General features: G+C 40.0%; 19 protein-coding genes. 1 reads left to right on the top strand and 18 read right to left on the bottom strand.

Translation table 11 applies throughout. The features are described 5' to 3' along the window. Positions 1 to 74: 74 nt before the first annotated feature. From AC0L7T_RS14140 to AC0L7T_RS14125, 4 genes are all read right to left on the bottom strand, one after another. Positions 75 to 557, bottom strand: coding sequence for a hypothetical protein (locus AC0L7T_RS14140; protein WP_473343309.1), 483 nt, complete (start codon positions 555 to 557; stop codon positions 75 to 77). Positions 558 to 713: 156 nt separating this feature from the next. Next, positions 714 to 1,085: a hypothetical protein gene (locus AC0L7T_RS14135; protein ID WP_473343308.1), complete on the bottom strand. Its 372-nt coding sequence runs from the start codon at positions 1,083 to 1,085 to the stop codon at positions 714 to 716. A 540-nt stretch (positions 1,086 to 1,625) separates the two neighbouring features. Further along, positions 1,626 to 2,213, bottom strand: coding sequence for a DUF6992 family protein (locus AC0L7T_RS14130; protein ID WP_473343307.1), 588 nt, complete (start codon positions 2,211 to 2,213; stop codon positions 1,626 to 1,628). Between the two features lie 207 nt (positions 2,214 to 2,420). Beyond that, positions 2,421 to 3,071, bottom strand: a complete 651-nt coding sequence (locus AC0L7T_RS14125) for a LolA family protein (protein ID WP_473343306.1) — start codon at positions 3,069 to 3,071, stop codon at positions 2,421 to 2,423. Between the two features lie 469 nt (positions 3,072 to 3,540). On the opposite strand from AC0L7T_RS14125, the gene AC0L7T_RS14120 reads away from it, so the two are divergent. Beyond that, positions 3,541 to 4,791, top strand: a complete 1,251-nt coding sequence (locus AC0L7T_RS14120) for a cation:proton antiporter (protein WP_473343305.1) — start codon at positions 3,541 to 3,543, stop codon at positions 4,789 to 4,791. A 35-nt stretch (positions 4,792 to 4,826) separates the two neighbouring features. Here the strand turns inward: AC0L7T_RS14120 and AC0L7T_RS14115 are convergent, their stop codons facing one another. The 14 genes from AC0L7T_RS14115 to AC0L7T_RS14050 all read right to left on the bottom strand — a co-directional run bounded on the left by AC0L7T_RS14115 (position 4,827) and on the right by AC0L7T_RS14050 (position 21,807). Then, positions 4,827 to 5,063, bottom strand: coding sequence for an SRPBCC family protein (locus AC0L7T_RS14115; protein WP_473343304.1), 237 nt, complete (start codon positions 5,061 to 5,063; stop codon positions 4,827 to 4,829). 81 nt (positions 5,064 to 5,144) lie between these two features. Further along, positions 5,145 to 5,354, bottom strand: coding sequence for a hypothetical protein (locus tag AC0L7T_RS14110; RefSeq protein ID WP_473343303.1), 210 nt, complete (start codon positions 5,352 to 5,354; stop codon positions 5,145 to 5,147). A gap of 238 nt (positions 5,355 to 5,592) precedes the next feature. Then, a complete protein-coding gene (locus AC0L7T_RS14105; protein WP_473343302.1) occupies positions 5,593 to 7,065 on the bottom strand; it encodes a CotH kinase family protein in 1,473 nt (490 codons plus the stop codon). 55 nt (positions 7,066 to 7,120) lie between these two features. Continuing rightward, a complete protein-coding gene (locus tag AC0L7T_RS14100; protein ID WP_473343301.1) occupies positions 7,121 to 7,453 on the bottom strand; it encodes a Spy/CpxP family protein refolding chaperone in 333 nt (110 codons plus the stop codon). Between the two features lie 1,260 nt (positions 7,454 to 8,713). After that, a complete protein-coding gene (locus tag AC0L7T_RS14095) occupies positions 8,714 to 9,142 on the bottom strand; it encodes a DsrE family protein (protein WP_473343300.1) in 429 nt (142 codons plus the stop codon). 41 nt (positions 9,143 to 9,183) lie between these two features. After that, the gene (locus AC0L7T_RS14090) at positions 9,184 to 12,300 is read right to left on the bottom strand and encodes an efflux RND transporter permease subunit (protein ID WP_473343299.1); all 3,117 of its coding nucleotides are present in this window, start codon (positions 12,298 to 12,300) and stop codon (positions 9,184 to 9,186) included. 8 nt (positions 12,301 to 12,308) lie between these two features. Next, positions 12,309 to 13,379: an efflux RND transporter periplasmic adaptor subunit gene (locus tag AC0L7T_RS14085; protein WP_473343298.1), complete on the bottom strand. Its 1,071-nt coding sequence runs from the start codon at positions 13,377 to 13,379 to the stop codon at positions 12,309 to 12,311. A 91-nt stretch (positions 13,380 to 13,470) separates the two neighbouring features. Beyond that, the gene (locus AC0L7T_RS14080) at positions 13,471 to 14,940 is read right to left on the bottom strand and encodes an efflux transporter outer membrane subunit (protein ID WP_473343297.1); all 1,470 of its coding nucleotides are present in this window, start codon (positions 14,938 to 14,940) and stop codon (positions 13,471 to 13,473) included. A gap of 294 nt (positions 14,941 to 15,234) precedes the next feature. Continuing rightward, a complete protein-coding gene (locus AC0L7T_RS14075) occupies positions 15,235 to 16,134 on the bottom strand; it encodes a phospholipase A (RefSeq protein WP_473343296.1) in 900 nt (299 codons plus the stop codon). 287 nt (positions 16,135 to 16,421) lie between these two features. Continuing rightward, entirely contained in the window at positions 16,422 to 16,715 is a 294-nt protein-coding gene (locus AC0L7T_RS14070; protein ID WP_473343295.1) for a hypothetical protein, read from the bottom strand. A gap of 136 nt (positions 16,716 to 16,851) precedes the next feature. After that, positions 16,852 to 17,484, bottom strand: coding sequence for a response regulator (locus tag AC0L7T_RS14065; protein ID WP_473343294.1), 633 nt, complete (start codon positions 17,482 to 17,484; stop codon positions 16,852 to 16,854). Then, a complete protein-coding gene (locus AC0L7T_RS14060) occupies positions 17,477 to 19,183 on the bottom strand; it encodes a sensor histidine kinase (RefSeq protein ID WP_473343293.1) in 1,707 nt (568 codons plus the stop codon). Before AC0L7T_RS14060 ends, AC0L7T_RS14065 begins: the two co-directional genes overlap by 8 nt. Positions 19,184 to 19,217: 34 nt before the next feature. Continuing rightward, on the bottom strand, positions 19,218 to 20,600 hold the full coding sequence (locus AC0L7T_RS14055) for an alpha-L-fucosidase (protein ID WP_473343292.1): 1,383 nt from the start codon (positions 20,598 to 20,600) through the stop codon (positions 19,218 to 19,220). A gap of 49 nt (positions 20,601 to 20,649) precedes the next feature. Beyond that, a complete protein-coding gene (locus AC0L7T_RS14050) occupies positions 20,650 to 21,807 on the bottom strand; it encodes an ABC transporter permease (protein ID WP_473343291.1) in 1,158 nt (385 codons plus the stop codon). Positions 21,808 to 21,832 lie beyond the last annotated feature (25 nt).

Here is a 21,832-nt window from a genome sequence, read left to right as displayed (position 1 = left end):
TTTAGTTGGGGTTTTTGGTTGAAAAAGATTAAGAGACATTTTATGTCAGCGTTTCGCAGACAATGGGGACTAATTTATTCCTCATCTGTGGCAATTTTAACAGCATACCAGGAAGCAACTACCCCTGCGGGATGAATGACAGGTTGACCATTGCTATCTATTTCTCCACTTGGGTGTGGAATGACCCTCACTATAGAACCAACAATGGCTGTATTTTCATTAATGCCATTTTGCCAGGGCGGAATAAGGTAGCCTATATAGTTGTAAATCCATTCATTTCCAGAAATCACACCCTTTCCCTGGAAACGAAGGGTCGTTGGATTTGCCAGATTTGTGGAACCTTTCAAAGGTAGCTGCCAACCAAAAGGTGTATCATATGGATTTGGGTTTTGCCCATTGTGGGGGCCATATATCAATCCCTGAAATTTGTCAAAAGGGGAAGGATCAATTCTTATATAGCCATTTCCAAAAACAAGGGAGTCCGAAGACGCAGCTAAATTGGGGTCGTTGTACCAGCTTCTGTAAGTCCAGATACCGGATATTGGGTTAAGTTCCATTGGGTTTATTATTAAAAGTTTACTTTTTATTAAACGCTATACACCTATAAGACAATACCATTGGACATTTGATCCATTCAAATTATACAATGGGTGCTATAAGTGTTTCAATATAGTTTACCATTGGCTCTAGTATAATTTACAGACATCACTCATTTACTTTTTCCTGTGTTTACAATCAAATGAATTTTGATAGCTCAGTACGACCCATCCCAACGAAATGGTGATCACTCCGAAGTAATAGAAAGTGGATGAGGTATCGGTAAATAAAAAAATGGCTATCATTGATAGTCCAGTTATTAACAAGGTTATTGGGATTGTCTTCCATTTACCTTTCATATCATAAGCCATGCTGGCCGCGGGTATAATTGAAACCATGCCGATCAAAGCATATTCCCAGTGTGGAATGGTTTCAGGATTTATTCCACAGACAGCAATGGTAGTACCTACTGCGAAAAGGCAGAGGGAACATTTTGGTACAAGTAATAGCAAACCAACACTGATAAAACGAAGCGGTTTCGGTCTCATACTAACTGGATTTAAGCTAAAAAACGATGAATTCAACGAAAGGCCGAATTAGGCTTACCTTACATGAACTCATTTTTATTATTCGCTTGGAAAAGCTGTTGGCGAGTTAATTCCTAAAAAAAGGTAGTTGGCATAAAGTACTTGTATAAAAATAGTAAATTATAATTTATTATTATAATTAAATATCTATTAATTCAATTTAACTTAATTTTTATATTGTATTTCCATAAAAAATCAAAACAAAATTAATTCCATAGTTTTAATATGAAACTACTTAATCGGTACAAATAAATAAAGAAAACATGTTTTTCGGTCTATACAGAAAAATTAGCAGGCTAAAGAAAATGCTGTTACCTGATCATTGACTATTGCCCCTATTTCGGGGGATTTTTTTACCCAGAATCTTGCTATTTTCTACCAATAGCTTTTTCCAGCGTTGAAGTCAAATAGGAAACATTGCTAACATTTGAAAAATCAGTATTAAGATTCGCATAGGAATTGTTCCTGATAAAAGACTTTGTGCTTTTGTAAGCACAAATATTAGATTTTCCATACTAGTCGGAATCCTGAAGGATGGATTGCCAGCTTATCTACCAAAGAAAATAGCTTTTCACCGTGATTTTTCTGAACCAGATAATAACCTAGGTCAAAGACAAACAAGAAACCTCCTTGAAGTACCAAAGATTCTCCATACCCCTGAAGCCGATCAGCATTTCCACTGGTATTATTGGCTCGTTCCTTCAGGTAAAAACCAGTAGCAATATAGGCAAGATCCAGCCCAGCATTGAAAACAAGGGTTTTCTCAAGTTTATGCTGCGCTTCGATACTTTGACTTATGGTCATGTCATTTGAATTCCTTTTAATGGCGCTATAGTAACCTAAACCTGCTATTGCGAGATTGACTCCGTTCCAATAGCCATTCATCTGGTGGAAATAATGATCAGTTCCAGAAGTGGAATTGGCCAAAATGGGGCTCAATGCGATATTGGCAATCGCCCAAGAACCAAGAACCAACATCCCTTTTTTATTTAATTGCACCCGTTCCTTGTTAAATCCATCAAGATTTTGGGCGCTGAGGATATTTAGGCTTGTAAACATCAGAAAAATAAGGACACTATTTTTTATCATATCAGTAAAACCATCCAGCTTGATTAATGGTTTTATTGGTGTAAATAAATTATTTCAACGTGTTTTCAAATGCTTCTTATTGAAGGTTTCCAAAAAATTTTACTCAAAATTCTTTTATAGGCACGCTGTCTGATTGTAGGAAATGAACGCATTTTTTAGAGTGGCATATAAATACAACTAACAACCAAAAACAGCCGTTTTTCGATATTACCTTTCATCATAAACTTCTCCCGAAAAGTTGTCTGTATCAAACACAAAGGTGCTTTCCGGAAGCCCTTGATCTATTTTTATGTTCGTAAATTCATAAGTAGTAATGTTTTGCATTCTGTTGATCAGGATGGTTTTCTCCAGGAATTTTGATGTCTCATTGATCCATAGCCTGGCCTGATGATACTCCAGTTCCGGATTGGAGAATTCAAGGAAGATTTGGTCATAATTTATTCCGCCTACCGTCTCTTTGCCTTTATAAAGGGATTTAGTAGCCTCTTCATAAAATGGGGATAACATCAGGTCAAATCCAGAGCTTTCTTCTGGATCGTAATCTATGATATTCACTTCAGCATCCTGATTCCCATCCCCCGGGATATGTACCCACATGGAATTACCATCACAGAAAATCTCCTGGTCCTCCATAATAAGGGCATATTTTCCTCTGGCAAATTGGAGTTTTCCCTTTTTAGAGATAAGGACTGGTTTACTTTTGTTTTCAATGCTGTAGGTAAAATCAGCAGAAAAATCACTTAATCGTTCCAAACTGGCTTTTGATTCTTTAAGAATTTCAGATACAGAAACCTCTTGTGGTAATCCTGGCAGCCAGGAAATAAAGAGAAGCAAAAGGCTAAAGACATTTCTTTTCATGGTTTTATCGATTGCATTGTTGCTTCAAGTTACAAAATCTCAGATTAATTTATCCCGAAATAGGCAATAGACCTTCTTAAAGACTATAAATCATAGGGCATTGACCTGCTTTTTTCAGCCCTGACAAGGCGTAATAACACAGCTACGGATGTAGCCCCTGGTAAAGTGAATGCAGGTTAATTGATTTTGGCGGTATTGTTGCCTTTTTTTCTGCAACAATAGGGACAAAATCTTTCAATTTAGCGTCATCACGTTACATTTTCCCATGTCTTAGAACCAAGGTGTAAACAAAATATACTCCATTGATCGATCACGATAACCCATTATTAGGAAAAACCGGATTTGGAGTTTAAAATTAATGTATGAATATTGCATTTGTCCTTCCATTTAGCCTGGCTAATTAGGATTGAGATTTGATGAATTCCTCAATTTCTTTTAAACACTTTACGCCTATTTCCTAAAGAATACCATGAGCATCTTCAATATTATCACCATCCTGATTATCCTTTCGGCCATTTTTTCCTTTATCAATACCAAATTCCTCAAGCTTCCATTTACCATTGGTCTGATGATCATTGCGATTGTTTTTACGGTTGGGATCACCATTCTGGGTAGTTATAATCATTACATCATGGATGAAGCCAAGCTGCTGATCCAATCGGTAGATTTTGAAACGGCCTTATTGGATATAATGCTGAGTTTCCTGCTGTTTGCCGGGGCATTGCATACTAAACTTGATGCTCTCAAAAGGCAGAAAGGTCCAATTGCTATGTTTGCGACCATGGGTATTGTACTATCCACCTTCCTGATAGGAAGCATGATGTATTATTTATTCCTTGCTTTTAGCTATCCGATCGATTATGTCTACTGCTTGCTTTTCGGGGCACTTATCTCCCCTACCGACCCAATTGCTGTATTAGGCATTTTGAAAGATGCCAACGCTCCCAAAAAGCTTGAAACCAAAATTGTGGGTGAGTCTCTATTCAATGATGGTGTAGGTGTGGTGGTATTTATTGTCCTTTTCAAAATCGCCCAGCAAGGAATAGATGCCATGAGTTTTGCTGATGTATCCATGCTGTTCCTTACAGAAGTTGCGGGAGGCCTTGTTCTCGGTTTATTAGGTGGTTGGGGGGCATTTCGATTGATGAAGGTCATTGACAATTATGAAACCGAGGTGATCATTACCCTGGCCCTGGTCATGGGAACATCTGCTTTGGCCCATTACCTACACGTCTCCGGACCGCTTGCAGTAGTGGTGGCGGGGATTTTTCTGGGCAACAAAGCCCCAAAAATCGCCTGGTCCATCAATACGCATACCTATGTGGAAAAATTTTGGGAGTTAATAGATGTTCTGCTCAATGCTGTACTCTTTGTATTGATAGGCCTTGAATTACTGGTGGTATCCATGAATGTACAATACCTCGTATTCGGATTGATTGCCATACCAATAGCGCTTTTGGCCAGATACATTGCCCTTTCTGGCCCCATAGCCATCTTTAAAAACAAACTGGACTTTATCCCCAAAACAAACCTGATCATGACCTGGGGAGGAATAAGAGGAGGCATTTCCATTGCTTTGGCATTGTCCTTGGCTCCACAGATGAACCGTGAGCTTTTCCTTACCATCACCTACGTGATCGTCGTCTTCTCCATTATTGTACAAGGATTAAGCATAGGGCCTTTGGTTAAGAAAGTATTGAAGGATTCGAAAGGGGGATGATGGGGTTTTGGGTTGGGCTGATGTTTGCTAACAGCTTATCCTAAAACCAACTTCCATTTATTGGATTCAGCAAATTCCCTGACCGTTTCATTTCTTTTAATCAAAAAGTTTTTCATGTATTTCTTCAAAAAAATTGCATTGGCCCATCTGCCAATAATTCCCAATGGTGCTATAAATTCAAACCGATCGGTCATAATAGTACCATCTTCGGCATTTGCAAAATAATGGCAATGTTTAAAGCTTTTAAAAGAACCTCGAACCATCTCATCCACGAAATAGAATGGGCTTTCGAATTCTGTGATTTTGGTGGTAAGTTTTTGGCTTATACCAAAATGAACAGCTTTCCAGGTTACCTATTCGCCCAGATTAATTAAGCCTGTGGTAACGCCATCAATCGCCTGTTCTCTGGTATGCGCTGTAGATTCTTTATGGAGGTCAATGCTCCTTGACAGATTAAAGCACCTTTCAATGGGAGCTTTGATTTTTGTTTGTAAAACAATGACGGGCATTAATTTCTGTTGGTGTTTGAATGGTGAATTAATAAGAATTAGACCTACTTTCATTTGCCCTTAATTAAGATGAAACAAAGATAATTATTCTCCACATTCTACAAGCTGGAAAACATGAGATAGTAAACCAAATTAAATTTTTAGGCTAAGAGGAATATAAAACACCAGCACTTGAAGAAGCTTTTCCATAAGAAAATCATTCTCCCAGCACTGGTGCAAACAAACAACTCAAACTTAATTTTTTTGGCAGCTTTCAAAAAAAAACCATTCCAAATTTTCTTATAAATATTCTCTAGTTGCTAAGGTAACTGCTAACAGCATTGGCTCTTGAAGTCGCATGAGACATCAAGGTATTGACAGCACTTTGGAAGTCTCCCCCACTATTTAAAAAGGTATAGCCATTTAATTCAGTTGTCGCATAAGGCTCTACCAAGGTTGAATAAGCACTGTATTTTGCCTGGACGATGCTTGTGCTGAAAGGACCTGAGATCACTTCGGCAACATAAGCGTCGTATTTTGCCTTGTACACCTCATCTGCGTACAAATACCCAATCAATGGCCAGCTGGATGCGCTTAATCCTGAGAAATTCAATGGAAGACTACCCTGCTGATTACCTGTTTGTAGGGCTTCATTATGGTCCCATGGAATCCAGGTCAATTTATCTGTGTCTGGATTGTTGTACAAGAAGTAATTGTGCGTCATTCTACCATAGGTATCCCAGTTTTGAATGATGGTATTTACTGCCAGGTATTTCAAAAATACATCCGTATCCAAGATTTCTTCAAGGTTTGCTCTCCAGCTGGCTGGATCACTTGTTCTTGATCCATCATGCAATATGGCCAGGAGGCTTTCTACATCAGAGAAATCCGCTTCATCCTCATTGTTTTTCTTCACATATTCATCCTCATCATAAGTCCCTGCAGCAAAACTTGCCGCATCACCATCAGGTTTGTACAGGTTCCCATCATCATCAGAAAATTGGGTATCCAATACGGTATCGTCAACTTCTTCAACTAAGGTGTACAGTCCAAAATAGAATGGTCCATCTCCATGATCTACATACACCGTATAAAAAGCAGTATGTGAAGCAGCCAAGCCAGCATCTCTGAATATCTCAGTAGCCACTTTTTCTCGCAGCATGGACTTGTCATTGTAATTGTTTTTTAGGCTTAGTTTTTTAAAGCCAAAAAATCTTTGGTTTTTAATCTGTGGGTAATCGTCCTCAAATTCATCAAAATCAAGTTTAAAGGACAACTTTAAAATACCTGATTGCCAGCTGCTTTGTAAGCTTGAATTTCCTTTAAAGCGAACCCCTACTCTATACCATTCTTTGTCCTCGTAAAATACTTCGGCAGGCACAAATATGGGATCTTCTTCGGCAAAGGTACTACCTCCGCCACCCATTCCTCCACCGGGACCACCTCCGCCGCCACCAGCACGAGAACCGAAGGTGCCATACAAGTCAGTCATATCGTCAAGCATTGCCTGCCAACGGTCTTCGGTGATGACAATATCAAATCTTTTTACCGCCAGATCTTCAAAAACTTCATTGATATCAGGATCTGCATCCTTGCTGTGAGTAGCCTCTGTCCAATCTAAAGCTTCAAAATCTGTGTCATCAATAATTATTTCTTCCTCTTCATTGTCTTCTTCTTCTATTATATCTTCTACCTCCTCCATACAAGAGGCCATTGTGAAGATAAAAAACAATAAGTACAGGTATTTTGAATACCTTATTAATGAATTTTTTTTCGATTTAATCATAATAGTCTTATTAATGTTTTGGTATTAGGTGATGGCTAAAAAATTGGCAATTCCTTTATTGTCTAGGTCCTCTTTGGGGTCTATTGCCGCGTTTTTTTCTAATTTCAATGTATTTTTCCAACTGATTTTCAGTTAATGTAGCTTCCAATTCTGCTTCCAATTTCTTTCGGGTAGTTTGTGCCGTAGAGCGATCTTTCATCTCATCAGCATACTTTTCATGGATGGCTTCCCATTCTGTAACCTGCTCTTTGGTTAAACTCAATTCTTTGGTGGCCATTTTAATCATTTCCTTAACGGAAGGGGGCTCTGGCCTTTGGCCTCTTTGTTCTTGGGCATAAGTCAATGAGGTAATGGCTACCATGGCGATCATTAAAAGTATCTTTTTCATAAAAATGTTGTTTTCTTTTTCTCTTTAGACGCAGGTATTGCGGCGATCCCTCTTAGTGGGAGTATTTTTTTTTAATTTGACTCCAATTTTATAGTAGAAGGGGGTAAAAAAGAGGTAAATTATCTGGTATAACTAATTGAATATATTGATGTTATGATTTTTGGGAACCAGATTAAAAAGATTTTGCAAAAGACCGAAAAAAAATTGAGGGGCCTATATGATGGGGATTTACACTGGTATATTATTCTGTTTCAATAATATGTATTTTTTAAAAGGTTATCCGGATTACCGGATCCTGAGCGGAACCGAAGGAGTAGGTATGATGGATATGTAATCCGCTGGGCTTATGGGTTTGGCTATAAAAATGATTATAGGCTTATAGTTTACGTTAAAATCCCCCTATTTCCCCCTTAAAAGGGGGATTTCGTATTTTCAGGGCTGATGAGTTCGTTCCTGATTTTGAATTTTCTCAGCCGGTAATAGTGTGATCAATAGCCTTTAACTCTAAGGTTAATTGGGATTTTTAGGGGTATATTATGCTGTTTCAATAATATGTATTTTTTAAAAGGGTATCTGGGTTACCGGATCCTGAGCGGAAGGAGTAGGTATGATGGATACGTAATCTGCTGGGCTTATGGGTTTAGCTAAAAAAATGATTATAGGCTTATAGTTTACGTTAAATTCCCCCTATTTCCCCCTTAAAAGGGGGATTTTGTATTTTCAGGGCTGATGAGTTCATACCTGATTTTGAATTTTCTCAGCCGGTAATAGTCTAACCCGAATTATGTAATAGGATTCGTGATAGCCTGTCCCGTGTTTACGGGAAGTGTTGCAATCGCAAGAAAATCAGGCTGTTTGGAGATTTTAGCATAGCACCGCTATGGTGAACCTGTCTACCGTCAGGTAGAATTGAAAACAGCAACGATTGGGTATTTTGAAGCGATTTCAGCACGTAATAGATTGTCTATTGCATATTTCGGGTTTAATCAATAGCCTTTAAATCTAAGGTTAATTGGGATTTTTAGGGGTATATTATGCTATTTCAATAATATGTATTTTTTAAAAGGGTATTTGGGTTACCGGATCCTGAGCGGAAGGAGTAGGTATGATGGATACGTAATCCGCTGGGCTTATGGGTTTAGCTAAAAAAATGATAATAGGCTTATTGTTTACGTTAAAATCCCCCTATTTCCCTCTTAAAAGGGGAATTTCGTATTTTCAGGGCTGGTGAGTTCTGAACGCAATACTGAACTTTTGCTATTAGTTACCTGCTTTGATATAGGCCCAACCTTGTTCTTGCTTGAGTATGATTTCTGCCAGTCCAGAAGGAACGGTAATGGTTCCGTCTACCAAGTCTTCTTTGCTTGCCTTGGCCCTGCGCATGGTGTTTTCACAAGCGGCAAAAACTACTCCCCTGCTTTGTAGTTTAGCAATGCCCTCTAAAACCTGGCTCTTTTCTTTCAAAACCATTGGCAGCGCACCACTGTGGCAAACCACCTCTATTTCAGCTTTAGGCAAAGCTTTTAGAATATTGTTTAGCTGAGCTATGGCTTTATTTTGGTCAGCAACTTCCCCTTTGGTGACTTGAAAAACCACGTGATGAACTTCATGATCAACTACTTGGGCAGAAAGTAATAATGGGCTGCTTATCAAAAGTATTAACAGTAATAAACGAATAATTTGTTTCATGATTTTTCTTATTTGCTCGAATATAAGGTATTTGATTATTATTAAGCAGATGCTTTTTCATTTTCTTTAGGCTCTCCGGCTCCTACTAAATCTTCGAAAATCATGTAAAGGCAAGGTACAATTACCAAAATAATGGCGGTAGCGAAAATGATTCCAAAGCCCAGAGAAATGGCCATGGGGATCAATTGGAAAGCTTGACTGGATGTTTCCATAATAATGGGTGTCAATCCCCCAAAGGTAGTTAACGTAGTCAATACAATTGGACGAAAGCGCCTTACTCCTGCTTCGTGTATGGCTTCATAAGCAGATAAACTTCCCCTGTTTTTATTGGCATAGTCGATCATGATCAGGGAGTCATTTACCACCACTCCCGATAAAGCAATAACCCCCATCAAACTTACCAGTGACAAGTCATAACCCAATAATATATGCCCGATTACGGCGCCTACAATTCCAAAAGGGATGGCCAGCATGATGATTATAGGTTGAGAATAACTTCCCAATGAAATGGTCAATAGACAAAAAATCAGCAGCATGGCAATAATAAAACCCGACCACAGGGCATCAGTTGATTCCCGCATTTCTGCTTGACTTCCTTCATACGTCCAGGCAATTCCCGGAAAATCAGCACGCAACTGGGGTAAAACCCGCTCATTCAAAGCCTTTAGCACTCTGGTTTGTGCAGCTGCAGGCTCCACATCCATGCCCACATTGACGACCCTTTTGCCATCTCTACGGTTGATATTCGTAAAGGTCTCCCCTTCTTTAATGCGCACCACATCCAATAAGGGGACGGCGGTGCCATCAGGTGCCTGAATAATAAAATCCTCCAGGTAATTGATGTCTTTTCGCTCCTCAAGGGGCAATTTTACCCGTACCTCAAATTCATTTATACCCCGAAGTTGTCGCATTGCCAGGGCACCAAAAAAGGCATCCCGGATTTGTTGGCCTACCAAATTTGGCGTAAGGCCTAGGTTTCGGCCCTCGGGAAGCAATTCAAAGCCCAACTGTAATTTGCCCTTATTGTAATTGTCACTAACATCCCTTGTTTCAGTAAAGGTCTCTACCCGTTCCAGAAATGCCTGACTGGCCCGCTCCAAAACATTGATATCAGGATGGCTCAAATCTACACTGATATCCTGTCGGGCACCTCCTGGTCCACGTTCCGCCTCAAAATTGATTTGGTCAACCCCCTTGATATCACCAATGTTTTCGCGCCAAAGTGCGATCAGTTCTTTGGGACTCATGTCCCGCTGATCTGGTGGTTTCATAACGATTTCCACATCTATAAAATCCTTTCCCCGTACATTGGTTTTGACCCCATAGGCCACCTCATATAGGTTATAGGTTTCAAACATCTTGTGCGTATTGTTTGTGATTTCAACGGCCACCTTTGCTGCCTGGTCATTCGTAGTCCCTACAGGAAGTCGAACGGCTGCTTCAATCTCATCTGCAGCCACTTCAGGCATCAGGACCATGCCCATGTGATCACTGTAACCATAGCCTCCTACCAGTATCAATATTGAGATGGCTGCTGAAAAAGTGAGGTAGCGATTGCGCAGACAAAGATCAAGAAAGGGCTTGTAATGTCTATTGATAAAGCGATTAAAGCCTGATGCAATCGCTCCCTGCCAGGTTTCCAGTTTACGGACCCATAGATATTTCTTTTCTTTGGGTGGCTTGGTCACATGGGAAGGCAAAATAAACAGGGCTTCGAACAAGGAAACAAAAAGCACGACAATCACCACAACAGGCAGTGGCCACCAATATTTTCCCGTTTCTCCGGGAATAAAGAGTAAGGGCACAAATGCCATAACTGTGGTCAATACGCTGACAATAACTGGTTTGGATACATCTTTGGCCCCTAAAATAGCTGCATCCATATGGGAATAACCCTTTTGCCGGTATTCATAAATATTTTCTCCCACCACAATGGCATCATCTACCACAATTCCCAATACGATCAAAAAGCCAAACATTGAAATCATGTTGACACTGATACCCACTACAGGAAGAAAAATCATGGCCCCTACAAAAGAGATGGTCATGCCCATCATTACCCAGAATGCCAGGCGGTACTCCAAAAACAAACCTAGAATAACGAGTACAATTATTATGGCCATAAGCCCATTTTCAGTTAGCAAAGAGAGCCTTTCGCGAAAATCTTCTGCACGATTACTTTCTATGCGCACTTTAACTCCCGGAGGCAAACTGGGTTCAAACTCGGATAAAATATTTTTGACCGTTTCTTCTATTTTAAGCGGAGATTGATTGCCTATCCGGAAAACTTCCAGATCCACCGTATTTTGTTGCTCAAATTGTCCATTAAAACCTACCTCTTCAAAGCCATCCCGAATACTGGCAATGTCTCCTAAGGTAACCGTAGAGCCTGATTCAGATGAAATAATGTCTATGGTTGCAAATTCCTCTGCCAGCAGTTTACGTTCCTCCATCCTAAGGAGGATTTCTCCTGATAGGGTTTCAATGGATCCAGCGGGAATATCCCGGCTTGAATTTTCAATTAGATCAGCCACCTGACCCAAGGTAAGGTTGTACTTCAATAAGGTATTGCGGGGGATTTCCACATGGGTCACAAAATCCGGTACATTTCCGATTTCTACCTGAGTGATTTGATCGTCGCTGAGTAGTCTTGTGCGCAACCTTTCGGCCAAAATTCTAAGGGTCCAGACATCCACATTGCCATAAATCCCCACCTGCATTACATCCATCTGTTGATTTTGCAAGATGATCTGAGGTCTTTCAATGTCATCGGGAAAAGTTTGTATCCGACTTACCGCCTGGTTAATATCCTGAAGGGCCTTCATTCGGTCTGTACCAGGAATTAGCCAAATTTCTACTGTTCCTGATCCTTCATCAGCCTGAGAGATAATTTCCTTGATGCCTTGTACTTCCCGGACTTTCTCCTCTACGGGCAAAACAATACCTTGCTCTACCTCTTCCGGGGCGGCTCCAGGGTATTCCACAGATACTTCTACAATGTCCAGTTGAAACTGTGGGAAAACTTCTTTTTGAATGGTATACATGGTGTACACTCCTCCCACCAGTAAGATCACCATCAACAGGTTGGTGATGATTGGTCTTCTGGCCATAAAGGCTATGGCACCTTTTTCAGTCTCTGGGTTTGTTGGTTCCTGCATGGTTTTAACTATTTATCTGCATCCAAACGAAGCGGTGAACCGTCTACTACAGTGGCAAGATCGGTTGCCACTACTTGTTCCTTGGCGGACAAGCCCTCATTGATATAGGCAAAATCCTGGTCCTCAAAGAGGATGTTGACTTTACGTATGTTCAATTTTCCCTCTTGAATGACCCACACGGTATTGCCTGGACGGATGTATTGCCGTTCTAAGCGGGTGACATCTTCCAATTCCCGGGCTTCAATTTGTACTTCTACAAAGGTGCCGATGATCAAAGGTGGTTTATCAGGATTGGGGGTTCTACGCAATAAGGGATCAGCAATGCGAATGATAACCCTAGCCAATCTGGTTTGGTTGTCCAAAGCACCAACGAGTCGTGAAACACGTCCTTCTCGGAACTGACCAGGCTCCCAGGCTGCTGGATGGACGATTTTCACAGGGGAACCTGTTCCATCAGTATCTTCGCCAATAGACAGCCAATTGACTTTGGAAAGGGGAACATTGGCCATTACCCAATATTCGTCAATTCCGACCAAACGTCCCAGGTCTGATCCAGGAGTGATTTGGGAACCCTGGTTAACATTACGTGACAAAATATGGGCATCAAAAGGGGCCCGAATAGCAGCCCGTTCCAGGTTTAATGCCGCCTGATTTACTGCAGCTTCTGCCGCGGCCACATTGGCCTTTGCAGCTTCTAACTGGGGTTTTCTTAGCACCAAATTCTGGTTTTTGGAAGTCAACTCATCTCCAATTAATTCATAATCCTTTAGCGCTACATCTTGTCGGCCCAATTCTACTTCGTAGTCAGATTGCGCCAGGGACAAATCACTTTTCCTTAACATTAAGGTATTTTCATAATCTGCAGGATTGATCTGTAATAGCAGGTCCCCCTTTTTTACATAGGCACCTGGAAGAAACTGGGAAGCAATGCGTATCACTTCTCCACCGACCTGATTGCTAAGGGAAATATCAGTAGCTGGCTGGACAATACCTGTCGCTACTATTGTTGGCGTGAAATCACCCTGCTCTGCCTGTACCACATCCACTAGCATGGCAGTGGTTTTAGAGGCACCTTCCATTTCGGCTTCAGGTGCCGTCCAAAAAAGAGCATGGCGATTAGGATACTGCCAATCAATAATCCCAAGCTTATAAATATGGTTTTCTTTTTAGTCATTGTATCGGGATTGTATTTTGATTCATACTAAATTCGCCTTCATTTTCTATGGGTGTTTCAAAGCCACCTGCCAGGGCTCGGTAAAGGGAAACCCTGTACAACAGCAAATTCAATTCTTCTGTAACCAATTCTCTTTTCAATTGCTGCATCTGATCCAGGGTGACCAGGACATCCAGATAAGCGATGGAGCCGTTGAGGTACTCCACACGCAATTGTTGAAATGCACGCTCTGCCAGCTGTAATTGATTTTCAATGTTGCTGATAATTTCTTTTTGAAGACTTTCACGAACCATTGCATCTTCCACTTCCTGAAGTGCTTGTAAAATGGTTTGCCCATATTCTTGAACCTGTTGCTCCCTAAAGGATTCCGCCTGTTTCTTTTCGGCTTTTAGTCTTCCTCCATAAAAGAGCGGCATCAGCAAACTCCCTGTTAAAGAAGCTGCCTGTGATTCAACCAAATTGGTAAGGGTATTGGACCTCAGGGCTCCGGTTAGGTTAAAGGCCAGTCTTGGGTAGGTATTGCTAATGGCTACTGCCACCTCCCGGTCGGCAGCTTCCAATTGGTTAAAACTGCTTTGGATATCAGGGCGCCGGTTGATCAACTCCATGGGTAGACCTGCATCAGGTAAGGGACTGAGTGCGGGCAATTGGCCTTCCATGGCTACTTGCAGCATTCCCGGTGCTACACCCAGTAATACTGCAAGTCTATTCCTCAATGTTTTCACCTCCATTTGTAAAGCCAATGCCCCTTCTCTGGTGTTTTCAATCAATTGCTCCTGCCGGAGAATGTCGACGCCTCTCACCTGCCCACTGGCAAATCGAGCACGGATCAATGCCAGAACTTGTTGGTTGTATTCTATTTGCTCTTGGATCAATCCCAGTTGCGCCTGAGAAGCCTTGATGGAGAACCATGTCAAAGATACCTCTCCGGCGATACTAATGGCCAGGGTTTGGTAATCCAGGTAGGTCGCAATTAATCGGTTTTCTGCAGCCAACTTACTTTGCTTTACTCTTCCCCAGAGATCTACCTCATAACTGGTACGCAAGGACAGTTGGGTGTTTTCTCCTCCAACGAAGTCAGGAGCAGGACGACTGGCCCCTCCCTGGAGCTCTAAAAATACCTGAGGAACCCTTTCTGAGGCAATAATGGCCACATTGCTGGCCTCTTGTGCCACCTGAAACCAGGAACTTTTCAATTCCAGGTTGTGCATAATGGCAGTGTCTATCAATGCATTCAGTTGTGTGTCCTGAAAGGATGTCCACCAGTTGGCCTCCAAAGCTGTGGCTCCCGTTGGAAGGGAATAGTTATCAGGTATATTTACAGGAACATCTCTGGTGGTCACTTTATACCCACAACCTGAAACAGTCAATATTGCGAACAGACACCATAAAACGAGCAAAGAAGTTCGTCCCATGACATGGGAAATACTGGTAAAAGGAAAGCGCTGGTGTTGGTTATTGTACAAAAGTCATTGGGTTTTTTTTGAAGATAGCAAAAATCAGTTGGTATGCAAAGGCAACTATTTCTTTTAACTATCTAACAAATATCAGAAGATTAGGTTTTATGGTCAAATGATAACCTTATTGTCCTATTCTGGAACTATCAAATATTATATGATCCTATAGATTTCCTAATATCGACAGCCTATTTCTTTAATCAATTGGTTCTTCTAGAGATAAAACCTTCCAGGTTTCACTCCATAATTTTAACATAAGATTGATTATCAACAAAACCTGAAAGGTTGAAGGATTTAAGGGATTCAATAAAAATTCCGCATGACGGGTTTAATGCACAAGCCAAATCTCACCATGGAAGTATATTGGTTATAGTCAAAAAGGTTTTCTCCATAACCACTGTACCACTGAATAAAGATATATTGGTTGGAGGATGGAACTGGTTTGAAATTCAATTCAATAATAGTGTTGACAGCACTAAATTTTTTGGTTGGGTTGAGCACCAGGCTTGCCCAAAAATTATCATTGTAACTGCGGTAATTCAGGGCCAATAATCCGTAGCCCCTGTACCGAAAAAGATCTTTGTTTTCCTCTCCCAAAACCCCAGCCCACATCTTACCCTGAAGGGAAAAATTGGCATTGTAAAAATACACCCCAGAAAGCGTTATGAAATTCCAACTTCTGGAATTTATGGAATCCAATCCATTTGATTCATGTTCAAAAGAAAGCGCTACCCCTCCTTTCAGCTGCTGATTGTTTAATACTGGTCTTATCAGAGTTATACCAGGATTATAATTGTTATCAGCAAAGGGAGAAGAATTTTCGTAAATGTCCCAAAATGATTTCTGGGTATATGTGAGCAATAAGGAAGTTCGGAAGGGCAATCTGGACTTGGTCAGTCGCTGACTAATACTAATCTGGTATTTGACATCCGCTGTTTGCTTGTTGATTTCCTTATTTGTTGGTACTCCGGTAATAAAATAATTGTCCCTGAACATCCCAAAGCTAGGTTGCGCATCATAAAGATCCAAAAATTCCTTTTCAGTTATTTGAAGGTAGTTTTGAGTACTAAAACTAAAATTACTTGTATCAATTTGTTCTTCCCACATGGATTGTAGTTCCCTAATTTGGGCGTTTGTATTTTTGGAAGAAAAAATACAGCCTAACAATAACAGGAAAGCAATGCCCCCTTTTTTCAATGCCATACAGCTAATCGCATTATTCACTATTTAAGATCTATTGTAGTTTAAAACTGTAATTTAACTGGAAAGTCAAGTGATAGGTTGGCGACAATTCTTCAAAATTAAGGAAAACTTGGGGTATAAATAGGAAGGATAAGGATTTTAATAAAATTCTAGTCTCACACAATCACAAAAAGGACAAGATTTAATTCTAGTTATTGCTTAACGCTGTGTGAATAAAAAATTTTCTTCAAAAAAAAGCCTTGCCGGTTTTACGGGCAAGGCTTCAATGCAAAGTATAAACTCTGGTCTTAATTTTTCCAAGGCTTGGCATTTTTAGCTTTCGGCCCTGTCACCTTTGGTCTGTTTGAAACCAGTGTTACTTCTTGGTAATTTATGGATTCCGATTTCCAGACTTTTTTGTTTTTTGCGGATGGACCTTGAACTTTAGATGAGGTTTCTAAGGTATAAACCTTTTTGCTTTTTTCAGTATTCTTCCAAGGCTTGTAATTTTTTGCAGCAGGTCCCTTTAGGTCATTTTTATCCTGAGCAAAACTAAACGTAGCAATTGTCATAAAAGCGAAGGCTAACAGTAAACTTTTCATTTGGATTTCGTTTTTTGTTAATTTCTATTGTCTAGTAAAATTAACGCCAAACGAGGCTATGAGATACTCTAAGAAAATTGGTAAATTGTAGTAAGGCTAATTACTGAAACAAAAGATCCGTATTTATACGGATCTTTTACAATAACTTAAGTTGGGAAGCCTTATTGATCAATTCAGGGGTGTTTTTTACCTCAAGCTTCTTCATCATATTGTTTCGGTGGGTTTCTACAGTACGGGTACTAATGAAAAGGCTTTGTGCGATTTCTTTGGTGGTGTGTCCCTCGGCTATCAATTTTAAGATCTCCATTTCTTTCGGCGACAACTTTTTAGGGCTGACCCCTTCCAAAGACATAATATTGATCATTTTCTGTGAAATCTCCTGATTAAAGTATTTGTTTCCATTAAGCACTGTTTCTATTGCTTTTAGCAATTCCTCTTCATCAGCATTTTTTAGCAGGTACCCATAAGCGCCAGCCCTAATGGACTGCATAATGTAATTTCCATCATCATGCATGGAAATAGCAATGGCCTTGATATTGGGATATTTTTTCTTTAGTTTAATAAGCACCTCAAAGCCGTTCATTTCAGGCATGGTAAGGTCAAGAAGAACAATTTCTGGGAGGTTTCCGGATTTTAATTTTTCAAAGAAATCCTTCCCATTTTCCGAACTGATTAAAATTTCAAAATCATCATTCTTTGACAAAAGAGAGTGGATTCCATCTCTGAATAACTGATGATCGTCAACAATGGCAATTTTGATTTTATTCATCCTTTAAAGGTATTTCTACTTCCACTTCTGTACCGGTCTCATCAGATTTGATATTTAGGTACCCATTAAAAATTTCTATTCGTTCTCTGATATTTCTTAATCCAGATCCATATTTGACGCTGTCTTGGTCAAATCCTTTACCATTGTCAAGATAATAAAAGGATAGTTTGTCACTAAATTCTGTTAAAGATACCGTGATTTTTTTTGCCTCGGAATGTTTGAGAGAATTATTGATCAATTCCTGACAGACCCTAAAAATACAAATGTCAAGGTCAATGGTCCATTTTCCGGTATTCCCCTTGGTCGCATCATCATACACTATTTCTATTCCACTCGACTTTTTAATTAGATCAATAAAACTTGTCAATGCCTTGCCAACTCCAAAATCAACCAATACAGAGGGCATTAAATTGTAGGTCATTCTCCGGATCTCATCTATAGTGCCATCCACTACCGAATTAATTTTCTTTTTGTCCTGTACGGATAAATCTGAAGTTTGCACCATCAGTTTCAAACTGGTAAGTAAAGGCCCTAGTCCATCATGCAAATCCTTGGACAATCGTTTGCGTTCATTTTCCTGGCCTTCAATCAAGGATTTTTTTGCCAGCAAACGATTTAGATTTTCAGCATTTTCATATTCCTTCAATTTTTCCTGCATCAGCATCAATGATTTCCCCAGCAAGTCGCCTTCTCCAGACAACTCATACTTTGCCTTCATGTTCATATTGCCTATTTCTGAGGAAAAATGGATGGCTTCGCGGATGGATTTCTGAAGCTTTTCTAAGGCCACGAACATTTCATTGATTTCTTTTGTGGGATAGGTATTGACAATTTTAAAATCATAATTCCCTCTTGTCATATTGTTAAGGAAAAACCTCATTTTCAGAAGTGGTTTTGTCAATACTACTGTGATAAAAAAGGAAAATGTAAGTGCAAAAAGTAGCACCAAGGTTGATATTAAAATAAGCTTGTTTCTCATCTTTAGAAGAGGTGTAGTCACTTCTTCAACGTCCATTTCAGATAATATGGCCCAATCAAGATAGGGAATATCCAATTTATGATAGGAGCTATAAACGGGTACACCACGATAATCATTAAAAATCCCAAATCCGTCTACACCCAAAAGGGCTTGCTCGGCTCCTATTGTTTTGGCCAAAATTTGGCCTGGAGCCTGGTCTGGGAAAAACCTTGATACAGATCTCAATCGGTAATCAGTACCTACCAGATAGGTCTCGCCACTTTCACCCATTCCAGTACGTTCCATTAATATTTCCTGAATGGCATCAGTCTCAACCAACTTGATTTGTCGGAATTCATTCTCCACTTTCTTCACCAACCCTATGAGTACTTCTCCACCAGAAGAACAAGTAGATAGGTCTATTAAAATTTGCTCCTTGGGCAGTGTTTGCAGCTTATTTTTCAAACATACAATGTCAACCTTATCCTCAAATTTAAGATAGGGATCTATAATGCTATCGGCTTCCGCTGTACTGTTTTCGCTAAGAAAAGTTCCCACCTCGGTATTTAAAAAGGCTTCCAGCTGTATTCTCTTTAACCTTTTAATGGAGGTAAGTTGTAAGAGTACCCTTTCATCCAGCGCATTCTTAAATTCTTTGTAAGAAAAAATAGAAAGGATCACTACTACCAGGATTACCAGGGAATTGATCAATAAGATTATCCATGACCTTATACTTTTCATTGAATCTATTTGTTTCTTTTACACTCTATTGCCTTCAGTAATTGGTATTGAAAACTTTAAAACTTAAAATCTGGGGTTGATCGACTGAGGCATTGATGTTAAGTTTGAATGCTGTAAATTTCTGGTCATCGAACTGATGTATAAACTTGTGTCCGATAACACTACCCTGAAAAATCATTTTCCATTTACCTGCAGTTTTTCCCTCTACTGTAAATTCCCTAACTCGTTCCCCAAAGGTAATGTCTTCCATCAAAACAAGTTGGTTAACGGTTTGTTTTGATGGTAAAGTTAATTTAAAAGCTTTACCCGATCCGGATGTTTCTGCGATAGGATTAGAAAACCTATGCTTGATTTCCCCTCCCCATTCCTTTAACCTTTTCACATCAGGCTCAGGGAGTAACCCTTCAGGATTTGGTGTCAAGCCTATAATCAAAGTGGAATTTCTTCCAACAGATTTATTATACATGTTCATAAGGTCAGCCAAAGGGTAAATATGGGCTTCATCACCTGGTTCCCAAAACCATTCATGCCTTCCATTGTAGCCCCTAAGTGGTGCATCACTCATTGCCGGGATATAATATTTCCCATCAGGATAACCATGCTTCAATGGTTTGAAATTATCCTTATCCCCCCTATTGTTAAACCAGGATGGAGTGACATAAGTACCCCAGCAGGGATAAGGCACTGTTCCTGTTTCACTTCCTCCCCAGCGGATATCAGCTCTTTGCAGGTTATGGTAAAAGAGCCCTTTGGGTTGGTGTTTTTCAAAAATCGATAGTACATCCGGACCACCTTGTTCAGGTCCATGTGCTCCACCATCAAACCATACTATGGCCAGTTCGCCATACCGGGACATCAATTCTTCGACCATACCTTCACAAATCCGGTTGTAATGGGCTTGCCTTTCTTTGGCAAATGCATTGTCTCCATTTACCTTAAAATCATGAACCCCATAAAAGGAATTCCAACGAATACCTATATAAATACCAGGTGAAACACCATATTTTCTACATGATGCCACAAAGTCCCTGACAATGTCTCCCTTTCCATCTTGCCATTTAACAGCTTTGAGAGAATAAGGGTTAACATCACTTTGATAAAGGGCAAAACCTGTTTCATGGGTAGCTGTAAGAATGGCAATTTTACAGCCCGCATCTTTTGCCGCTTTTATCCACTGGTCAGTATCAAGCTTTTCTGGATTGAATATATTATAATCTGCAATAGGTGTAATTCTATTTTTTGCCTGGTTGTATTTAAGCCCATCAAAAACATGTAGGTCATAGTGAAAAACAGCGACCTGTTCCGCATTTTGCCAAGCCAATTGTGCTACTGTGGGCAATGGAATTTGCGCAAAAAGGGCATTTGATAGTAAAATTGAAAATAATGTAATTAATCGAAATGGATTTGATTTGAGCATCTGTTGTTTTGACAGTAAACTTAATTTTAGTCCGCATTTTGGATACAGGTCATTGTAATTTTCCTTTTAAAGCCTCTACTGGATCCATATTAACAATTTTATGAGCAGGAATAAAGCTAACCAATGTTGCAGAAAATATCACTATCAAAGCGGAGTAAATCAAGAGCTGTGGGCTAAAAGAAGGATAAATTCTATCTCCCAAGCCTATCCCCATGTCTGCAGTGACATCACCAAAAGAAATCCCGGCATCCGCCACATACCAGAACAAAGGCACCCCGATAAAAGCACCTACCAGCATAGAGAAAAGGCTGTACATGCTGCCTTCCAAGGTAAATAGCCCCGTGACCTGTGTTCTTGTCATTCCCAAGGCGATATAAGTACCTATCTCTTTTTGCCTGCGAAAAACTGACAAAACTTGCGTATCGAAAATAGCCAAAAGGGCAATGGCCAATAACATAAAATAAACCACACGGGCGCTGGTCCTTTCTACTTCAATGACATCATTGATGTTTTTGAGTAGTTTTTCCTGACTAAAAAAATTCCAATCTTCAAAATCGGTAGCTTTAAACTGTTCGCTGGCAATTAAGATGGTCGCTTCATTTTCTAATCCTGTAATCCTCCATAAATCCTCTAAAGTCATCCAAATCTGACCTTGGTCAACGGTGCTTATGGTCGTATTAAATATAGCGGCCACCAGCACATTTTCAGCATCGAATGTACCGTTTATGTCCCTCCATCGAAGGGTTATTTCATCACCCATAGATAGGTTGGCCGCTTTTGCCATCCTTTTCCCTATTGCCACGGGAATTGCTCCCTGCTGCTTTTCCAATTTACTCGTGGGAATCTTTAGCAGTTCCTGACTTTTTGGAAGTCCTTTTAAGGTGATGGAAAGCATTCGGCCATTGGGATAAATGGATGCCTGCCTAATCAATAGAGGTGTTAAGCCTTTGGTTTCGCTTGTACTGAATTTACTATGTGCATCCTGGAGCGTAAAGGGATTGTAGGGATCGTAATCCTTGTGCTGAAATTGACCGTAACCAAATTCCCAATTGATGGCATCCCGTTTTGCTTGTTGGTTCCAACCGTCAAGAAGACCATTGTAAAAAATGATTACTAAAAAGGTAAAAGTCAATATTCCAACATTTAGCCAGGTTCTTAATCCAGCTCCAATAAGGTTTCTATATGCAAGTTGGAACGATAGTTTCATTGTACTAGAACGTTTAGTAAATGGA

The organism is Cyclobacterium sp. 10D3-21, from assembly GCF_055809755.1.
This window is presented reverse-complemented; position numbering and strand designations above follow the sequence as displayed.